The sequence below is a fragment of the Priestia sp. YIM B13551 genome (genome assembly GCF_042787905.1).
Classification (GTDB): Bacteria; Bacillota; Bacilli; order Bacillales; family Bacillaceae_H; genus Priestia.
The window spans coordinates 1,724,643-1,743,987 of sequence record NZ_JBHZOX010000001.1; the positions used below are offsets into that span (position 1 = coordinate 1,724,643).

Genomic DNA, 19,345 nt, shown 5'->3' on the forward strand with positions numbered 1-19,345 from the left:
TGCCTTTACGCACATGATAAAAAAAGAGTGCGCGGCTAGGGATAGCACCGCACACTCTTTTTTTACTTTTCGTCATCTTCTAAAAAGTCTAGGATACGATCAATAAGCTGTTCGCTTCCTGCATCGTTTCCGTGTTCAAGAGACATTTCCATTTCAATGCTCCTTTCATAAAATATTCTTGTTTTATAACATACCACAATTCATTTCGAATGTAACCTTTAATTTGCGTAAAAATTTCGACAATTTATGATTAATTTTAAAACCTAGTGAGTATTGATTATACCCACCAGATTCTTTGCTTGTCAAAAACCATGCTTTCTATTTAAAAACACTTAAAAAATAGAGGCGCGAGCAGACTTCTTCTATAAAAGACAGCCTACTCGCTCAAGCTTGGAACAGCATGATGAATAAATTTCTAGTTCATTTGCTTTTTGTACATCTTTAATATCTATGCCTACAGCATATGTACGAACATGGTTTTCGACCACAATTTCATAAAATGTTTCTAATTCGCGATAAGCTACTTGATAATGCTTTCCTAATAATTTCACTGCTTCCTTTAATGCTTTCTCTCCTGTATGTGCTGCAACTGCTGTATGACTCATAAAACCCTCTCCTTTTAGAAAAATAAAAAAACTCATTTTGCTTTGATGCAAAATGAGTTTTTCACCCGTTTTATCACCCAAAGCACATGCTTTGCTGGTAGGAGCACCTTACATTCGTAGGTTGCTGTGGAGTCAAAGAGCCAGATCTCTCGTCCACTCGTGATAACTTTTTTAATTTAAAATTTATTTTATCAAACAATTCCATCCCCGTAAATAGAAAAATAAAAATATTTTAATTTTTTTGGTAATGGAATGAATTCAAAAAATGAAAGCTTAGATTAGCAAAATAAGAAGCTGCTACAAGTAATGCCTCTTCATTTAATGAAAAAGAAGGATGGTGCCATTCATATTCTCCAGCTGTACCCATCCATACAAAAAATCCTGGTACATGCTGCTGATATACGGCAAAATCTTCTCCTCCAGGCGATTGTTCAGCTTCTACGACTTGATAACTAAGATCCTCTGCCGCTTTAGTAACTAGTTTTTCCAGCGTATCATCATTGTTTACTACAGGAAGATATGGATACCATTTAACGTCTACTGAAGCCCCGAAAGCTGCGCCAATCCCTTCAGCAGTTCGTTTCATAAGAGCCGGTATTTTTTCTCTCGCTTCTTCTTGAAAGGTACGCACAGTTCCTTCAAGCGTTACTTTGTCAGGAATGACGTTCCACGAGCTCCCTCCATGGATTTGAGTTATGCTGACAACAACATTTTGAAAGGGGCTGAGATTACGGCTGACAATGGTTTGTAAACTAGTAACAATTTGACCAGCAGCAGCAATCGGATCTATTGTTTTTTCAGGAATACCCGCGTGACCTCCTACTCCTTTGACGTCAATTTCAAAACGATCAACACTTGCCATTAAAGGTCCCGGTTTAATACCAATGGTTCCTACAGGAAGATCCGGTTTGTTATGCATCCCAAATATCGCTTCCACTCCTTCGAGCACACCTTTTTCAACTAGCATTTTTGCCCCAGAAGCCGTTTCTTCGGCTGGCTGAAAGATAAATCGAACCGTACCGCAAAGCTCCTGCTGACGCTCTTTAAGAAGGATAGCTGCTCCGATTATAGAAGCCGTATGAAAATCATGGCCGCATGCGTGCATAACACCGTTCACTTCAGAAGCAAATGGCAGATTGGTTTTTTCTTCAATTGGCAGCGCATCAATATCAGCTCGAATAGCGATAATAGGTCCCGGCTTTCCTCCCACAATTTCTGCTACTGCTCCTACGTCTAATTGGAATTCATCCGCTATAGAAATATCATAGTGTTTTAACCACTTTTTAATACGTTTAGTTGTTTCATATTCTTTCATTGAAAGTTCTGGAAACCGGTGCAGCTCACGGCGTATGTCTATTAGCTCGTTTAGTAGTAATTGATCGGTCATATTTATCACTCTTTCACATTTCTTAATTTGGATCACTTCTCTATCTTTTACGACAAATAGTGTACCTCATTGAATTTTTTATAAAGAAATACGGTCGTATAACCTTCTGCAAGGTGCTTTTCTTTAGCTTGAACATATCCTTTTCGTTCATACATCTCAACTAACCAAGGATGTTCTTTTGCTGTTCCTAAAGACACACCTGGTGATTTAAACGTATTTTTTATTACCTCTTCCTCTACTAGATGCAGCAGCTTAGAACCAACGCCTTTCCTGGCAAACGACGGGTCCACTGCAAACCACCAAAGATGCGGAACAGCAAACGGACCTGGATGTTCTCCCCAAGGCATTCGTATAGATACAGTTGCAGCGATTCTTTTATCTTCTTCATATACATAGCAAAGGTTTTGAGAAATATTTTTCTTAACAAGGGCAAGATCAGCAGTAGCTGCTAAGAAAGGAATGCCTCGCTCTCGAATAGGCTTATATGCTTGTAGAGTTAAGTTCAATAAGTTATCTGCGTCGTCATTTGTTGCCAAACGGAATTCATTTTTCATCTCTTCGCCTCCTTATGCAGTGTTTAAATATTTTATTTAACTTATAAGTTTACTAAGAATTAAAAAAGACAGACTGGCGCCTTGCGTACTCACTATACAACTGCTTTTATAACGTGTCAATTCTATTTATCGTTTTCTATAAAGGGTATAAATAAAACAAAAGAGATTGATACATAACTAAATCACTCCAAGCTGAAGACGAACAAATGGGATACATGAGCTGGACTGCTTGTTACACCGCTGTTGATTTCAGTGCAAGACTTCGCTTTCCGCGGGCGGCAGCTGAGCCTCCTCGTCATTTATGCTCCTGCGGGGTCCCACCTCTTCCGCATTCCCCGCAGGAGTCTTCATCTTTCCCTCCAACCAACAGTTAGAAGCACCTACATACATGAAACCTATGCCCAAGATAGATAACCATGAAAAGATCTGAACGAAGTTGGATTCTCAATCAAGAAGCTCGATTCATCGTTCGGACCTTCCTTCAACGAAAATACTTTTTTCACAGCCTCATTACGTATATACCAAGATCGACTTCAGGACTCACTTACCGTAGCTTTTAAAGTAGCTGCCAACACCACAAGTTCTTCTATAGATGCTAACTCCTCCTGTGAAGCCGCAGCTACTTCTTCAGCATAAGCAGCTGCTTGTTTAGCAACCTCTGAAAGGCCCATGACAGACTCCATTACCTTGAACGAATACCCATCAATCTCTCCTGTTGCCTTTGTCATTTTGTTCATTTGTTCTTGAGCAGCAAAGACATCCTCCATGATTGTGGAAAATTGTTCAGTTACATCTTCGACAGTGGCAATACCAAGTGTGACTTCTTCTGTATTGACTTCCATGTTTTGATAAGCCTGCTTTGCCTGGGCTTCAATTTCTTTTAACAGATGACTGATTTGTATAGCGGACGTTTTAGATTCTTCCGCTAGCTTACGTACTTCCCCTGCTACTACAGCAAAACCTTTTCCATGTTCCCCAGCTCTTGCAGCTTCAATAGCAGCATTAAGTGCAAGAAGATTTGTTTGTTCAGCAATTCTTGTAATCGTGTCAATAATTCGTCCAATCTCTGTAGAACGATCTTCGAGTCCCCTTACTTCACTGGTGGATATCTTAACTGATTCATAGATTTTATTCATTTGGTTCGTCACCTCTTTCACCGAAACATTTCCAGTGGAAGCATGTTCAGAGGCTCTGTTCATCGATTGTTGTACCTTTTAAGAATGATCAGTCATTTTCTGAAGCAGCTTGGCCATATCCACCATAGCTTGCTCGGTTTCAACCACATTTAGCAACTGCTTATCAGAACCCGCAGCAATTTCTTGAATAGACATCGTAACTTCTGTCACAGCTGTTTTTGTTTCCTCCATGCTTGTAAGCAATTGCTCTGAGGAATGACTGACCGTGCTCTTTGTTTTACTTATTTTCTGACGCAGCATTCTCATGTGAGTCATCATTTCATTAAATGAAGATATGAGTGTACTAATCTCATTTTTCCCTTTCAAAGGAACAACATTTACAGATAAATCACCGTTTGAAATCCCTTTCATTGTTTTTGACAAATTTTCAACCGCAATTATGTAGCGACGTATGATAAAATAGAACACGGTAGTTGTAAAAGAACCAAACAGAAATGTAATCACTAGCGTAATCGAAGCTGCTTGCTCTTGTTTCACAATAAGATAATAATTTGTTACTTCAATTACAGTAGATGTTATGGCCACCATGGCTGCAATCATACATAGCATTTTCATGCGTAAACTTTGAAAAGCTTTTTTCATTTTTTCATCCCCTATACAATCTAAAGACATAGAATGTCTAATCTATATTAGTAGTATCGGCATATTTTTATATTTTTTTGTAAAAACTAAAGAAGAATTGAAACAATTATTATTGGCGCTTTTCCACTAAATATTGGAATACATATCATTCTGCAAGGCGCTGCAACAGCAGTTGATAACTGTCTGATTATTCTTTCATTTGACCAAACTCTACCTTTGCTTATAAAATGAAGATTTGTAGAAAGGAGTACGAAAAATTTTATGTATACGTATCAAACAGGCAATCAAACAATTGACTACAAAATTGAAGTCGTTCCAAATAGAACCGATATCACGGTGCAAATTTGTGACAAAGAAGGGGTAAAAGTTATTATCCCAAGAGGTCTTAATGAAAACAATGTGCGTTCAATCATCGCACGCAAAGCAACATGGATTTTAAAACAACTAAACGGTTCACAGCCAGCTGAGGAAAAGCCAGCTGCTCCAAAGAAAGAAGCAGTAAAAAAAGAAACAGCTAAAAAAGAGGCTCCTAAAGCAGCAGCTTCTGCAGCTAAAACTGGTTCTTTTGAAGAGGGAGACAAATTCCCTTACCTAGGACGTCAATACCGCTTAAACATCGTTCGTGGAGATGTAGCAAAGGCTGAAATGACATTCCGTGCAAAATTCATTGCTACAGTACCTCAAAGCTGGAACGAGCAGCAAACAAATGAAGGTATTGGACAACTATTAACAGAATGGTACCAAGGCCGCGCAGGTGAAAAATTCCAAGAAGCTTTGAAATCTGTTAAAAAAGCAGCAGACAATGCACCTGAATCTGTTAAGTGGGACGAGTTAGGTGAAGAATACGCTACGACTCAAGATAATACAATCGTATTAAACTGGCGTTTGCTAACAGCTCCTCTTGCAACAATTGAATATGTCATTGCTTCTCAATTTACAAATGCAGATGAGTTATTCGAAGATGCAGCTGAACGCAAACAGTGGTTAAGCGATAACACCCTAAACGCATTTTAAGTTTATACATAAAAAAAGTACGCGGCGAACGCGTGCTTTTTTTATTTGGATAGAAGTACTCGAATAATCTCACTGCTCAAAAATTAGTTAACCTGATAGGTTCATTCAAGAGCAGTTTATAAACAAATATATAATATACATGTTTAAAGTTTTATTAATCTAATTTTAAAAGCAGTAAGTAAGACTAAACTGATTCTATAAAAAACTGCTTTCTATCCTTTTAATACTCTAAACGCTTCTCTTACTTTTCGTGCAAAATCTAACGGTGGCTCTACGGATTCAAAATGCATATACATTGCTCTCGGCTCTTCAAATAGCCAATGGTTGTGAACGGCCGTAACCTTAATATCTCTTTTTCTAAGCTCCGTTAATAATGGATTTACCTCTTCTTGCAAAAGCACGGTTTCACCTAGATTTAGCGCTCTTCCTTTGCTATCTAAATCTTCAAAAGTAAAAAATTGAGGAGTAACTAATGGAGAGCGTGTTGGACGCCCTAAAATTTTAAAACGAATCGTCCGAAACTTTTGTACCAAACAAACGCCATTTTCATCTAAACTGCCTTGTCCACCTAGAATTCTCGCAAACTCCTGACATAGACTCTTTTTATTTTCCCAACTCATTATTCTGACTTCCTCTCTTATAATAACTTGTCCTTCCTTAATAGATATATGTGAAAGTTATCAAGTAGAAACGGCAAACACACAGGAAAACTACCCATTTTATAAATCCTGATTATCAAAAGTCATATTTATTTTTCTTTGTTCATATCAATAGCATGTATTTTTGAATTTAACTAAAAAGAGAAATTCAGATTCTCATTTAAAGAATTTACTTAAACAGTTTTTTTAAATTGAATTTGTAGGGGGAAGTAAAATGAAAAAAATAGGCAAAGATGATTTTATTTCAGGGTTTGTTCCTCATCATAATCATGGTTCAGTGGACTACACTTCTGTTGCGTCAGGACATGTCCATCAGTGCCTCGATGTAACGTCTCCTCCAATTCAAAGCGAGGATGGAAGCCACATTCACTATACAGAAGGCTATGTTGTTTTTGAAGACGGACATACACATCATTACAAAGCCTACTCTGGTCCCGCTATTCCCATTGGCAACGGTATGCACGTTCACTATTATGACTTTTATACCAGCGAAGACAACCAGCATCGACATCATGTCAAAGGTGTAGACCACCCTGCTCCGGGCGATAGATAATGAAATAATTTAATGCACTTAAGACAAAGTCTCAGCTTCTGTACTGATTTATATCTTGTGTTTATATACCCCTTTATTAAAAGTGAGACCTTTAATAGATAAAGGTCTCTTTGTACATATATGAGTTAAATGCAAGTCTCTCCCTCTGCTTAAGCAAAAAAGGATACGCGAGCTCTTTATTCCAAAAATTCGACATACCAGGTCTTTGGACATGTCAAAGTTTCTACACCAATCGATATATTGTGTTTTAAAAGAAAGATATATAATCAAGAAAATGTTTGATTTTGTTTAAATGTGGATACGTATACCTATAAGCAAGATAGCAAACACTTAAGATGAGTGGTTACGCTATAAAAGTTGTAATGACCATGTAAAGAAAGGAAGTGCAGCTTATGAAAGGACAGAGCTTTTTTATTTTAGGACTTATATTTGCTCTTATCATTGCTGTTTTAGCTGTAATTAACAACGATCCGGTACAATTTAACTATGTATTTGGTTCACAAAAATGGCCTCTTATTTTAATTATCTTAACAACGGCCGTGTTTGGAGGAGTTGTTGCTGCTTCATTGAGCTTTGTAAAAATTGTTCAACTAAGAGGACAAGTAAAGCAGAAAAACAAGCGAATTGCTGAACTTGAAGAAGACATCAAGCAGCATAAGCCTGTTGAGCCTGTTGTGGAAGAAGAACCAAATCAACCAGCTACTCGAACTGAGCGCGCTCAGTTATAATAAAGAAGAGCCGTTATTCTCTAGAATAACGGCTTTTTTCATTTTTTGTTCCCTCACGCATATTTTTGGCATACACGCATAAACAGATAGATATGGAAAACTTTAGTTCTGAGTGGTACAATCAACACTGTTATATCTATATCTCTATGAAAAACTTAAATTGACAGTCTTACCGTTAAGAAGGTGTTCATCCATTATGGTCAATAAAAAAATAAAGCGTGAAATTCTTACATACACAAGCGTCATCCTCGGCACCGTTTTGCTTTCTGTTGTTGTTCAGCACTATTGGTTTCAGCCCTACACTGTAAAAGGCGATTCGATGAAGCCTATTTTACACGAAGGCAATCGAATTATTATTAACAAACACAGCAAGCTGGAGCGCTTTGACATTGTCGTTTTACAAGCTCCCTATAGCAGTGATTTTCTAGTAAAGCGTATTGTGGGCTTACCAGGAGAAACGGTGGAATACAAAGATGATGTTCTGTATATAAATAACAAAGTCAAAAAAGAGCCGCATCTTCATAAATATTTATCCAAAGTACCCGCTTACGAGCGATTTACTGAAAACTTTTCAACTTACGAACTGTCTCCAGACGGCACGATACCGGATGGATACGTATTAGTGCTAGGTGACAACAGACGCATTAGCCGAGATGGCAGGCATTTCGGCCTCACTCCGATTTCTTCGATCATGGGAGAAGTCAATATGAAATACTGGCCTTTAAAGGAAATGACTTTTATGCATTAACACAAAAAAAAGAAAGCTCGAAAGTGAGCTTTCTTTTTATTTTGGATTTTCCTTGTTTTCTACATGCTGTTCTTCAGCAAATTCTGTGTCATACGCTAGTTTTCGCTTAAAAGCGGGACGCGTTCTTGCTGTATGTTTCGTTTCAATATGGTTGAATAAGTAGCGGTGAACAAAAACCTCAGCGAATGTAATAATAGCTGCAGAAATAATACTTCCCCAAGCAATTTGAACGTAGCTGTCTAATAACAATGTGCCAAAAATCCATACGCTCATATAGGTTAGAACAAATTCAACAATAATGGCATCACGGTTGCCCACTCGAGGCAGTACAATTCGATCCACTACTAAATATGTCACAACTGTCGTTAGCAAGCTAAAGGAAATAATGTCTCCGATGGTTGCATCAAAAAACAAATCAAGGCCTATACCAAACGCAATAAGTGCCGCTGCAAATTTAATGAGCAATAATGTTGCATGATTCATATTTGAACCCTCCTTTTTCTATTTAATTTGAACAAAAATAGGGAAATTAATACCTTTTTTGCCAAGAAGGGTATAATATAAGCAAAGCCAGTACGTTTGAGACTGCTCTAGCGTACAAGAATAATTTAGGAGATGTTGTAATGATTGTACTAGAAAACAACGAAATGAAAGTCAGCATTCAAGAAAAAGGGGCGGAAGTTGTAGAAGTATTTCATAAAGAAAAAGACCTGCAGTTTATGTGGAGCGGCGACCCCGCTTATTGGGGACGAGTATCGCCCGTATTGTTTCCGATTGTAGGCCGATTAAAAAATGATCAGTATACCGTTGATCAGCGCGTATACTCTTTGCCTCAGCACGGTTTTTTACGTGATTCTACTTTCAGCGTGATCGAACAAACAAACGAAACAGCACGGCTGCAATTTGCTACAAATGGCCGCTTTAAAGACGTATATCCGTTTGAATGTTCAGTTGAAATCAGCTATCGTCTGGAAAACAACCGATTAACGTTTCAGTGGAAAGTAGTAAATGAAGATAAAGGCGATATGTATTTTTCAATTGGAGCCCACCCTGCTTTTCGTATTCCGTTACGTGAAAACGAGCAGATTTCTGATTACTTTTTAGAAATAGAGCCTCCTGAAACTACGCCAAAGGAATTTGTATTAAAAGACGCTCTTATTCATGAAAAAGGGGCTGCAGAAAATTTGCACCAGCTGCCGCTAAGCGCAGATTTATTTGCAAATGATGCGTTAATTTTTAGTGATATTGACGGAATTACGATTAAATCGACGGTTAATGAAAATCAAATTAACGTTCAGTTCAATGATTTCCCGTATGTCGGTATTTGGTCAAAGTATGATGCAGAAAATCATACAATCGCTCCTTTTCTTTGCATCGAACCTTGGTTTGGAATTGCAGATACGCATGATCACAACGGAAATTTCAAAGAAAAATTAGGCATCAACCGTTTATCAAAAGACGGTGTATTTCAAACAGAGTTCTCTGTTTCCTTTAGCTAATGCAACACATAACAAAATCAATCCAATCAACAGCTAGAAGCAGTTAAATAGATCTTCGTTCACCATAATAATGAAAAGCTCCAAACGATTACTCGTGCGGAGCTTTCTTCAACTAAACTACTTTTGTCTCTGCTTCTTTTTATATTAGTTATTTACAACATCACTATTTTTTAGCGCATGGACTTGCTCTATTAGCTTCTGAACGTATTCTTCGCTGAGTACACCTGTTGCTCCTCGAATAATTTCAGTCGAATAGTGATCCGGAGGTGCGACTTCTTTTTCTTTATTTAACACAAAAAAAGTAAGAACATGATCCACCATCTTACCTTCATGCTCGACAGAAATAATAGCAGGACGATAGCCGTTATTATCTACGCCTTCTCTGCCATACAGGTACGTAATGGCTTCAGGCGGGACGCGGTATAGTTTGCCTTCAACGACTCCGCCTTCTTCAACCATGTCTGCACGTCCTCCGTCATGAATAACGTGGTTATATCGAAGCGTATAGCCTTTAAAAACAGCTCTGCCAAGACAGTCTTGGAAATGCTGATCCACCCCGTGCTTAATAAAACGATCGTTATCCATACATGAACCGTAAGCAAAATACAGCATACCTTCTAATAAATCTTCTTTCCACACGCGCCAGTTTCCGCTCGGGATAAATTCGTGCAGCAGCGAACGATCGCTTGCCACATAAACAACGGCTTCAAATTCACCTTGGTCCGTTTCAACCGTTTGCACAACTTTATCATATTCATTGTCTTTATGACCTTCATGAATGTATCCTTCTAATTCATCAAGAGCCTTCCACATAAGCTGATCGGTCACTTCATATACTTCTCCGTACACAATATGTTCACTGTCGATATCAAGCATAGGATAGCCTTGCTTTGTGTCATATAATTTCCCTTTCGTTTTTGCCTGCTTGGCAATAGGGCGCGCATGATGCAGCAATCCGTGATTACCTTCTCCTTCAAGAAGCGTTCCGTATACAAATAAATAATTGCACATACTCCTTATTCCCCCTCTTTCTCTTCATAAAGCTCTAGCGGTAACCCGTCCGGATCAGCAAAAAAAGTGAATTTTTTTCCCGTTAGTTCATCTACCCTAATAGGTTCCACATCAATCCCTTGCTGCTCTAGTTCACGCTTGGAATCCGCTACGCTTTCAACCGCAAAAGCTAAATGGCGTAAGCCGCACGCTTCAGGTCTTGAAGGACGTTGTGGCGGATTTGGAAACGAGAACAACTCAATTTGATAGCCAGGAGCTACTTCTAAATCTAGCTTATATGAATCTCTTTCTTTTCTATATGTTTCTTCTATAATCTTGCATCCTAACACATTTACATAAAAAGCTTTTGAACGTTCATAATTACTTCCTATAATGGCTACGTGGTGCATTCGTTTTAAATTCATTTCATTCTCCCATAAAAACCCTTTTCTAATCATCCTACACAAAATGCCGGCAAACATCAAATAATTACGTTATCACCTTTGACTAGAGTGATAAAAGTCACGGACATAGCGCCTCATAACAAGTAACATAACAACGAGGTGAATAACATGATTTCGTTAACATTTAAAGCAAGAATTGACCGAACTCAAAATTTAGATTCGTTAAAAGAAGAAGCTGCTATTATGCACCGTATTGCTGATTAGCTATCTCCAATGAGCCCTGAGTTCATAGAATATACTGAACGTATTCAATATGTGTATGAACGCATGCACATTATCGTACGTCATCCTACTAAAAAACTCGCTTAATATAAGCGAGTTTTTTTATAAAATCTTTGTCAAACTACCTTATTTTAAGATATACTGAATGCTAATAAAAAAATGAAACTTTTTGATCTTACGCGCGTATACTTAATTACGATAGGATAAAAGATAAATAGTTACGTAGATGAAAACCATCACGTGATGGTTGACATAGTTAAAGGAGGTGGTATTCTGATGGGGTTGCGACATACAAAATTGGCGAACTTGCAGAGATGGCACATGTAACGAAACGCACGGTTGACTATTATACCAACATTGGGTTGTTAAAAGCAGAACGCTCTGCTTCTAACTATCGCTTTTATAACGAAGAAGCGCTGAAACGTCTTTACTTAATTGAAAAATTAAAAAGCGAAGGCCGTTCTCTTGAAGAGATTTCTTCTCTATTTTCTATAGAGCAATCCGAGAATAGCCACTCCAAAGACGAATTAGCATCCAAATTTTACGTACTAAACGACAGTTTAAAAGAAGTTGCACCGCTTATGGAAAAGCTTAATGAAGAAGATCGAAAAGTAATGATGAATCGGCTCTCACCAGAAAGCGTCACTCTTTTGCACTCTTTACTGCTGCTGCTGTCGTAAATTTATTATTTACAGGAGGTGTTTACTTACTTTATAGCACTATAAAGTAAGTATATTCATTGATAACCATTAACTTAATTATTTTTGCGATTTTAATTGTACTCACTGCTTTTTTCGTTGCTTCAGAGTTTGCAATTGTGAAGCTTCGTAGTTCACGGGTAGATCAACTTGTTGCTGAAGGAAAAAAAGGAGCGAATGCGGTTAAAACCGTGACGACACACTTAGATGAGTATTTATCTGCGTGTCAGCTTGGTATTACGATTACTGCTTTAGGACTCGGTTGGTTAGGAGAACCGACTGTTGCGAAGATTTTAGAACCCCTGTTTGAAAAAATGGGTGTTGCTGCATCTTTAACACATATTCTTTCATTCATTATCGCATTTGCGCTTGTAACGTTTGTTCACGTAGTAGTTGGTGAATTAGCGCCAAAAACATTTGCGATTCAAAAAGCTGAAACAGTTACGTTATTGTTTGCTCGTCCGTTAATTTTATTCTATAAAATTATGTTCCCCTTCATTTGGTTACTAAATGGTTCTGCCCGTTTATTAACTGGAATGTTTGGATTAAAGCCAGCTTCAGAGCATGAACTTGCGCACAGTGAAGAAGAGCTGCGCATCATTTTATCAGAAAGTTTTAAAGGCGGGGAAATTAACCAGTCTGAATATAAGTACGTGAACAACATTTTCGAATTCGATAACCGTGTTGCTCGCGAAATCATGGTACCAAGAACAGAAATTTCAGCTGTTTCTGAAGACGACAGCATTGAAGATTTCTTAAAGCTTGCTGTAGAAGATCGCTACACCCGTTACCCTGTTACCGTTGACGGAGACAAAGATAACATTATTGGATTAGTCAACGTCAAAGAGATTCTAAACGATGTCGTAATTAACGATGCGTTAAAAAAGCAAAGCGTGAAGCTTTATATGAATCCTATTATTCAAGTAATTGAAACTGTAGCGATTCAAGACCTATTGCGCTCGATGCAAAAGAAACGTACGCATATGGCTGTGTTGATTGACGAGTACGGCGGTACGGCTGGTATCGTTACCGTTGAAGATATTTTAGAAGAAATCGTTGGAGAAATTCGAGATGAGTTTGATACAGATGAAAAGCCGCTTGTTCAAAAAATCAGCGATCAGCATTTTGTCTTTAACTCAAAAGTACTGCTTGAAGAAGTTAACGAAGTGCTTCATATCGAAATTGAAAACGACGATATCGATACAATTGGCGGCTGGATGCTAATGCAAAATATCGATATCCAGGAAAGCGAATCGTTCAAACTTTTTGGATACGAGTTTATTGCAAAAGAAATGGACGGTCACCAAATGAAAGAAGTAGAAGTACGTGCCCTTCCTGAAGAAGAATGCGTGCAGCCTGAAAGTCATTCACCAGAACAAGAAGTTACACAAGCATAATAGAAAGAGCCGCTTCTTTATGAAGCGGCTCTTTTTTTATTATTGCTTTATCTTAATCATGCAGCAGCTTATACACAACGTTCTCTTCTGCCTCTTCCCCAGTCTTTTCCTTCGCCTGGTCCATGGTGCCGACAAATTCCAGCTTTCCCTCCTTTAAGACCGCAAACCGATGACACACGTCTAAGATTTCATTCAAATCGTGGGTAATATAGATAATCGTCTTTCCTTTTGCCGCCAGCTGTTTAATATAACGAATGATCTCAAGCTTGGACTGCAAATCAATTCCGACTGTCGGCTCGTCCATTAACAAAACGGACGGTTCATGAATAAGTGAAACGGCTATGTTTAGCTTTCGCTTCATGCCTCCTGATAAATTTTTCACTTTTTCCTTCCATCTTCCTTCGAGCTGTACAGCTGAGCAAAGAGACTGAAGCTGTTCATTCGACAGAGAGCGTGAAGTCATTTTGCTCCACATTTTCATGTTTTCTTTTACGCTAAGCTCTTCCCACAGCGCTATGTCTTGTGGAACGTAGCCAATGACTTCTCGAATCGCTTTTTGATTTTTCTTAAGCGATAAGCCTCCAATCGTGACATTCCCGCTTGAAGGAGCCGTAATGGTAGACAAAATAGACAGAAGCGTCGACTTACCAGCGCCGTTTGGTCCTAAAAGACCAATGACTTCTCCACTTTCTACGGTCAGCGTAACATTTGCTAACGAACGTTTTTTTCCGTATGTTTTGCTAACATTGTTAATTTCAATCATTTGATGCTCCTCACATTCCACACTATTTTAAATGCGCACAAACATATACATGCAATGGAAACAGCTATCTCTTTCCAAATGAACGTAAGCGGCAGTGCATGCTGATACAGAAGCAGATGCTGCGGAAGCCACTGACTTATTTTTTCAATCGTTGCAGAAAGCTCTCCTACCGGGAAAAAGCTCCCTCCTATTATACTGAGTCCTGTGACCATGACAACGCTGATCATATAATAAGATCCAACTCGCTGACTTTCACTTGCAAGCCATGTGCTAAAAGCAACGCACACAATCACATAGATACACATATACAGCAGCACACCGTAAGACTCTACTCCATACAGCCATTTAAATAGAGCAAAGCTTATGAGAGCTTGAAGCACGTATAGCACAGCATAAGCAGCGCTGACGCTTCGAATATAACCGTAAAGTCCTTTTTGCATCGGTTTCATTCGTTTGAAAAGGTGCCTCCGCTCTTTAATCATCCAATCTGATGTAATGCAGCAAAGTAAAAGCGTAAAGAATCCCCATAGCGGCACGTATCCGGTCATTTGAACGTTCCCTTGCTTCGTATGCTTCGTTCCTTGCACCTCGTAATCAATTGTCATCAGCGGCTTTGGCTTCCACTGGTTATCGGTATAACGATACGCTTCTTTCCATAAATCCGGTCCCGCATGAATGTTATAAACTTTATAAAAAAAACACACTTCATTTGCCGCTTTAACATTTGTCGTTAACCTTGTCACTTCACTCGCCACGACTTCTCGAACCGCTTCTGTGGCAACTGAAGAAGGCAGCGTGAGCGAATCAATGACTCCTTGATAATTCCCCTCTTCTACTTCTTGTTGAAATCCGTTAGGAAACATAAAAATGCTGTCAATTTTATTTTTAGCCAGCTCCTTTCTCGCTTGTTCTTCGTTCAGAGAAAGAAACTGAATTTCTGTTGTTTTCTGTAGTCGATCCATCACTTGTTTAGACATGTTGCTGTGATCTTGATCGACAAGAGCAACGGGTATTTTTGAATCACTTTGTACTTTTGCTAAAAATGAGCTGCTAATAATCGTTCCTATTAAAGGTAAAAAGAAAATCATGATAACAAGCATAGGGCGCTTCAGCAGCTGCTTTATTTTTCCACTAATCATTTTCTCCACCGCCTTTGCAAAGTCATCACGTAGCCAACAGCAAGAACAAAACTTCCTGTTGCCGTAATGAGAATAGGCTTAAGGTAAAGAAAAGCTTCGTTTGTGTTATATCCATCAAATTCATAAAATAACAATTCCAAGACTCTGGTGTTGAGTGACCATTTCTGAAAACCACTCGCCCAGTCCGGTAAATAGACGACCGGCACAACATGTCCACTTAAAATCGCACTCAGCAAAATAAACAGCAAACCGGTTATTTGATAAGCTTTTTGTGATAAAAAAAGAACCCGAAGCAGTAAAAACAAACATAAAAAAGCAAACAAACTTCCGCTTACCCCTAAAAAAAGCTCTCCGTACGTACCGGTTACAGGCAGTTTCAGTTCTTTAATGAGACTTCCAAACAAAACGACAGAGACCGGTAGCAAAAGAACATACAGAGCCGTCAGCTGTGCTAAATAAATGTGAACAAACGATACACCTCTTGTTTTCATTCGAGCCAGCACCGGAGAAGTCTGCGTTTCACTAGCAAGCAGCCATCCGCCGTAGCTCCAAAGCATAAGCAGCAAAGCAGCAAAAGACAGGACATAATATTGCTTCATATCCTGCTGAAAGAAACTCGTTTCTATTTGTTCATCAAATAAACTTCCTCTATCTAGTACGTGAAGCCCAAACGTCACCAAGCTCTTCTTAAATTCTGCGCGTCTATTTTTATCGGAAACATTTTCTTTTTCTAAAAAGGCATCAACCGTATTAATACCGCTTTGAGCAGCTGACGTGTAGTCAGCTGCACTTTCCATCACGTAGCGAAACAGCTGTGACTGAAGCGGCTTATTGCTATTTCCAATGACGTGTAAAGGCTGATTTTTTCCATGAGCAATATCGTGACTAAAACCTTTTGGCAGCGTCACAATGGCTGCCACTTTATTTTGCTGCAGCAGCTGTTTAGCTTTCTGTTCATTCGTGTAAAGAGGCTTCATAATCTTGCGAAGCTTACCTTCAGTCAGCTGTTCGATGACGTACTTCGTTTGTGCAGTATCATCTTTATCCACAATTGCCACGGGGAACCGATTTACTCTCTCCTCACCTTGCATGGTCTGACTAATAATGATCCCTGCTCCAAGTAAAAACAGAGCAGGGATCATTATTAGCAGTATGAGAGATTTTATATTTTTCAATAGAGCTTTACATGTAAAAAGAGTCAAAGAGAAATATATCTTCATCTGCTTTGCACCTTTTAGTAACCAGCGGTTCCCATATTCATCATGAGACCTTGAACATTTTTAGCGAAATTTTCTTGAATCGACAGCATATCTTCAGGCGTTACATCTTTTACGTTTGTTGCATTAGATGCGTCAAGCTCTGGAATAGTTGCTGATTTTTTTAATTGAGAAGCAGAGGCAATTTTTAACGTAACGTTTGCCGGATCTGCTTTTGGTCCTATCTTTGTACGAATATCAAACGAATAATCTGCTTTTCCTTTTGAAGCACTGATTGCTTGATTCTGCTTTACTTCCCCATTTACTACTAGATCTTCTTGATCACCTAAGTCTAAAGAGAAAGTACGGTCAGCCGTTTGTTTCGCATCGGTTTTACCATTGATTACCGAATTCATTTTAAACGTCATATTCGTGTCTTCATCTTTTGAATCTTTTGTTAACAAATGAATAGACATGTTTTCTTTTCGTTTTTCACTTTCCGTTGTTACGTCATTTTTCATATCAAACGTAAACGCATCATCGGTAGTGCTATCCGCTAGAACTGCTTTAAACTGCTTAGCCGTTTTGTTATCTTCATACGGAATATTTTTAGTCACCACGTTAAGTTTGCCTTTATCGTTAGAAGCATTTTTTACGCCCATGTTCATATCGCGAGCTACCACAACATCATCTTGAACGTACACAGTTGATTTCACACCGCCAGGGTAAGTCGTATCTTTTGCTTCTTTTTGGAAGTCTTGAAGACTTTCTTTTACTGATTTTTTCAATTCTTTTGGATCTGCCATATCTTTTAATTCTGGATTCGTTGCTGCCGAAGATTTAAACAGCTTAGATACGTGATTTGCATAGATGGTATGAAGCTCGTCATCTTTTGCTACTTTCGCAATAAGCTTATCCATAAATTGTTTTGTTTCTTTATCAGACATGTTAAGCGTCACGCTTGTTAACTGAAGCGTTTTGCCATTTGTTTTATAATCCACATTTTTTTCTTTTGTAAAATAATCGCTGTCTAACTCATCATAAATGAACGTTCCGTACTCTTTTGCAATGTAGGTCTTTTCTTTTTCCGTTAACTTTAAGTCTTCTAAACTCACGTTGCTTGTGTTAATATCAAGCGTTTCAGGACCAGAATAAGAAGGATCGAACTTACGCGCTACCTGTCCATATTCGTCTAAGTTTAAATAGAAATATTCATTTGCTAGAATCGGGGCTTTAAAGCCTATTCTTTCTTTCGTTTGAAAACCTTCTAGGTCAAGCGCTTTTGAACCGCCGATATTAAGAGCCAGTGAACCGTATCCTTCACTTTTTTTCGGATCTTGTTCCGCTTTAATTTTAATTTCAGCTTTACTGATAAGATCTTGAATCATTTTAAAGCTTGGATCATACGAAAGTGAATCCATGTTAAAGCCGCCTTTGATAGTAGCATTTGTAGCAGAAGGCTGCTTCATCGCTTTTTCCTGATAAGCCATCGTTTCACTGTACTTTGTTTCTAATTCATCAGCTGCTTTTTGATAGGTATTTACTTCAGAAATTAAGTATAATTGCTTAGGAGATTTTTTAAATACCGTAGCAAATGTAATTGCTCCTCCAATAATAACAATTAAAGCTGCTAAAATGATAATCCATTTAGCCGGCGCTTTTTTGGGAGCGGGCGCTGTTTCTAGCGAAGCCGCTGTTTCGTCTGTTGTTCTGTTTTGATCTTTCTCACTCATCTACACCAGAACCTCCTATGTATTTTGTTAGTCACTTTGTACATGATAAGGAATGGTTTCCATAAATTCTACTATTTCGACAAAATAAGACAATAATTAGTCCGATAAACCGATGTCTTTCGGTGCAATATCGTGTGCAAAGTACTATACTTAAGTACCCAATATATTGAAAATAAAACCAATTATTCAAAACTATCTCAATAACTATTAAAATAGGTAAATGACTTAACTTCTAATTTTTTTACAACATATTCCTATTTTTAAGCATTTACACCTAAGAATTACGAATCGGCGTTTTTCTATAGTCGATCTCTTTTTCATTTAATCACATACAGGTGATATCTATGTACGTCTTTATGAAAAGATGATAAAAAAGCAGCGTTTTGTTCTAGTTCGAAAGGGAAATAATAAATATAAGAAAGCTTTTTTCTTGCCGGTGATATAAAAATCGAATAAAGTATTGTTAAATATATTTTACACAATTTAATTTGAGGATAGAAAAAGGAGGATATCATTATGAATATACGCGTCACTCCTTCTGCAAAAGAAGCGTTGCAGAACGTAGAACAAAATCAAATGATTCAGCTTTCTTTTGATCGAGGAAGCTGCGATATTGTTAATACAATTTATGAAATGAAGATCATCTCAAAGCGCAGCCTTCAACCCTATGAAAAAGTTGTAACGGTTGAAGACTTAGAATTTATTGTTGATGATGACATGGAAGAAGTATACGACAATGAGCTGGTGATTGATCACGCAGCAGGTGCTTTTGTCTTCAAAAATCACAACCAAATTTTTAATAACCGCGTAGGATTGCGCTATATCAATTCATAGAAAAAAAGCAGGGAACTCCCTGCTTTTTTCCTTGCATATGTTAGTAAACTCGCTTCTATCGATTGACCTTTAACCGCTCTTGGATAAATAACAACACGTTCACAAGGCTATTTTCTTCATATACATTCACCTGCTGACGCTTAAATTCTCCTTGTTCATGGTAGTAAACAATATCTCCGGTCCCTTTGTCTTCATTCATATGTAAATGAAAACTAAGCGGCGTTGCCAAAATAGATCCGTCTTCATCTCGCTGAAGAATTTGACAAAGCGTTTGATTCCCTTGTTTTTCAGATAAAAAGTCATAGCCAAATTGGCGTGCTAACTTCTCCACTTGTGCAGCAATAAGAGCTGTAATCTGTTGATTGTCTTTCATATCTCTAGTTT

At 38.2% G+C, this 19,345-nt stretch carries 22 protein-coding genes and 1 riboswitch; of the genes, 8 read left to right on the plus strand and 14 right to left on the minus strand.

Going from position 1 to position 19,345, the window contains the following annotated elements; genetic code table 11:
• Positions 1–362 precede the first annotated feature (362 nt).
• From ACFX4N_RS08755 to ACFX4N_RS08775, 5 genes are all read right to left on the minus strand, one after another.
• Complete coding sequence (locus ACFX4N_RS08755; RefSeq protein WP_028414204.1) at positions 363–605, minus strand: hypothetical protein; 243 nt, start codon at positions 603–605, stop codon at positions 363–365.
• A 67-nt stretch (positions 606–672) separates the two neighbouring features.
• Positions 673–774, minus strand: a riboswitch (SAM riboswitch).
• 63 nt (positions 775–837) lie between these two features.
• Positions 838–1,992, minus strand: a complete 1,155-nt coding sequence (locus ACFX4N_RS08760) for a M20 peptidase aminoacylase family protein (protein WP_057274523.1) — start codon at positions 1,990–1,992, stop codon at positions 838–840.
• Between the two features lie 47 nt (positions 1,993–2,039).
• A complete protein-coding gene (locus tag ACFX4N_RS08765; RefSeq protein WP_013055906.1) occupies positions 2,040–2,546 on the minus strand; it encodes a GNAT family N-acetyltransferase in 507 nt (168 codons plus the stop codon).
• A gap of 533 nt (positions 2,547–3,079) precedes the next feature.
• Complete coding sequence (locus ACFX4N_RS08770; RefSeq protein WP_377261224.1) at positions 3,080–3,745, minus strand: methyl-accepting chemotaxis protein; 666 nt, start codon at positions 3,743–3,745, stop codon at positions 3,080–3,082.
• Between the two features lie 15 nt (positions 3,746–3,760).
• Entirely contained in the window at positions 3,761–4,324 is a 564-nt protein-coding gene (locus ACFX4N_RS08775) for a HAMP domain-containing protein (protein WP_377261227.1), read from the minus strand.
• Between the two features lie 261 nt (positions 4,325–4,585).
• Between ACFX4N_RS08775 and ACFX4N_RS08780 the strand changes: the two genes are divergently transcribed.
• Positions 4,586–5,338, plus strand: coding sequence for a M48 family metallopeptidase (locus ACFX4N_RS08780; protein ID WP_013055904.1), 753 nt, complete (start codon positions 4,586–4,588; stop codon positions 5,336–5,338).
• A gap of 212 nt (positions 5,339–5,550) precedes the next feature.
• On the opposite strand, the gene ACFX4N_RS08785 is transcribed toward ACFX4N_RS08780, so the two are convergent.
• Positions 5,551–5,958, minus strand: coding sequence for a DUF1259 domain-containing protein (locus ACFX4N_RS08785; RefSeq protein WP_016763340.1), 408 nt, complete (start codon positions 5,956–5,958; stop codon positions 5,551–5,553).
• Positions 5,959–6,211: 253 nt separating this feature from the next.
• Between ACFX4N_RS08785 and ACFX4N_RS08790 the strand changes: the two genes are divergently transcribed.
• From ACFX4N_RS08790 to lepB, 3 genes are all read left to right on the plus strand, one after another.
• On the plus strand, positions 6,212–6,550 hold the full coding sequence (locus ACFX4N_RS08790) for a YmaF family protein (protein ID WP_013055902.1): 339 nt from the start codon (positions 6,212–6,214) through the stop codon (positions 6,548–6,550).
• Positions 6,551–6,942: 392 nt separating this feature from the next.
• Entirely contained in the window at positions 6,943–7,278 is a 336-nt protein-coding gene (locus ACFX4N_RS08795) for a LapA family protein (protein WP_013055901.1), read from the plus strand.
• A 196-nt stretch (positions 7,279–7,474) separates the two neighbouring features.
• Entirely contained in the window at positions 7,475–8,026 is a 552-nt protein-coding gene (gene lepB / locus ACFX4N_RS08800; RefSeq protein ID WP_013055900.1) for a signal peptidase I, read from the plus strand.
• 36 nt (positions 8,027–8,062) lie between these two features.
• Here the strand turns inward: lepB and ACFX4N_RS08805 are convergent, their stop codons facing one another.
• Positions 8,063–8,509 carry a YndM family protein gene (locus ACFX4N_RS08805; RefSeq protein ID WP_016763336.1) on the minus strand — a complete coding sequence of 149 codons (447 nt, stop codon included), beginning with the start codon at positions 8,507–8,509 and terminating at the stop codon, positions 8,063–8,065.
• A gap of 140 nt (positions 8,510–8,649) precedes the next feature.
• Here ACFX4N_RS08805 and ACFX4N_RS08810 point away from each other — a divergent pair, with 140 nt between their 5' ends.
• Entirely contained in the window at positions 8,650–9,525 is an 876-nt protein-coding gene (locus tag ACFX4N_RS08810) for an aldose 1-epimerase family protein (RefSeq protein WP_328251371.1), read from the plus strand.
• A gap of 144 nt (positions 9,526–9,669) precedes the next feature.
• Here ACFX4N_RS08810 and ACFX4N_RS08815 read toward each other — a convergent pair whose 3' ends face one another.
• The gene (locus ACFX4N_RS08815; protein ID WP_013082166.1) at positions 9,670–10,536 is read right to left on the minus strand and encodes a gamma-glutamylcyclotransferase family protein; all 867 of its coding nucleotides are present in this window, start codon (positions 10,534–10,536) and stop codon (positions 9,670–9,672) included.
• Positions 10,537–10,541: 5 nt separating this feature from the next.
• Positions 10,542–10,940, minus strand: a complete 399-nt coding sequence (gene gloA2, locus ACFX4N_RS08820) for an SMU1112c/YaeR family gloxylase I-like metalloprotein (protein WP_301264241.1) — start codon at positions 10,938–10,940, stop codon at positions 10,542–10,544.
• Between the two features lie 575 nt (positions 10,941–11,515).
• Between gloA2 and ACFX4N_RS08825 the strand changes: the two genes are divergently transcribed.
• Entirely contained in the window at positions 11,516–11,881 is a 366-nt protein-coding gene (locus ACFX4N_RS08825) for a MerR family transcriptional regulator (RefSeq protein ID WP_013055894.1), read from the plus strand.
• Positions 11,882–11,940: 59 nt separating this feature from the next.
• A complete protein-coding gene (locus ACFX4N_RS08830; RefSeq protein WP_098906939.1) occupies positions 11,941–13,296 on the plus strand; it encodes a hemolysin family protein in 1,356 nt (451 codons plus the stop codon).
• A gap of 52 nt (positions 13,297–13,348) precedes the next feature.
• Here the strand turns inward: ACFX4N_RS08830 and ACFX4N_RS08835 are convergent, their stop codons facing one another.
• From ACFX4N_RS08835 to ACFX4N_RS08850, 4 genes are read right to left on the minus strand one after another with little or no spacing between them, the layout of a single operon-like run.
• On the minus strand, positions 13,349–14,059 hold the full coding sequence (locus ACFX4N_RS08835) for an ABC transporter ATP-binding protein (protein ID WP_013055892.1): 711 nt from the start codon (positions 14,057–14,059) through the stop codon (positions 13,349–13,351).
• Positions 14,056–15,198 carry an ABC transporter permease gene (locus tag ACFX4N_RS08840; RefSeq protein ID WP_377261231.1) on the minus strand — a complete coding sequence of 381 codons (1,143 nt, stop codon included), beginning with the start codon at positions 15,196–15,198 and terminating at the stop codon, positions 14,056–14,058. Before ACFX4N_RS08840 ends, ACFX4N_RS08835 begins: the two co-directional genes overlap by 4 nt.
• The gene (locus ACFX4N_RS08845; protein WP_098278354.1) at positions 15,195–16,418 is read right to left on the minus strand and encodes an ABC transporter permease; all 1,224 of its coding nucleotides are present in this window, start codon (positions 16,416–16,418) and stop codon (positions 15,195–15,197) included. Before ACFX4N_RS08845 ends, ACFX4N_RS08840 begins: the two co-directional genes overlap by 4 nt.
• A gap of 14 nt (positions 16,419–16,432) precedes the next feature.
• Entirely contained in the window at positions 16,433–18,127 is a 1,695-nt protein-coding gene (locus ACFX4N_RS08850) for a DUF6583 family protein (RefSeq protein WP_328251373.1), read from the minus strand.
• Between the two features lie 516 nt (positions 18,128–18,643).
• On the opposite strand from ACFX4N_RS08850, the gene ACFX4N_RS08855 reads away from it, so the two are divergent.
• On the plus strand, positions 18,644–18,961 hold the full coding sequence (locus tag ACFX4N_RS08855; protein WP_013055888.1) for an iron-sulfur cluster biosynthesis family protein: 318 nt from the start codon (positions 18,644–18,646) through the stop codon (positions 18,959–18,961).
• Between the two features lie 55 nt (positions 18,962–19,016).
• Here ACFX4N_RS08855 and ACFX4N_RS08860 read toward each other — a convergent pair whose 3' ends face one another.
• Positions 19,017–19,334 (minus strand): hypothetical protein, encoded by a 318-nt coding sequence (locus ACFX4N_RS08860; RefSeq protein WP_013055887.1) that lies wholly within the window; start codon positions 19,332–19,334, stop codon positions 19,017–19,019.
• Between the last annotated feature and the right edge of the window lie 11 nt (positions 19,335–19,345).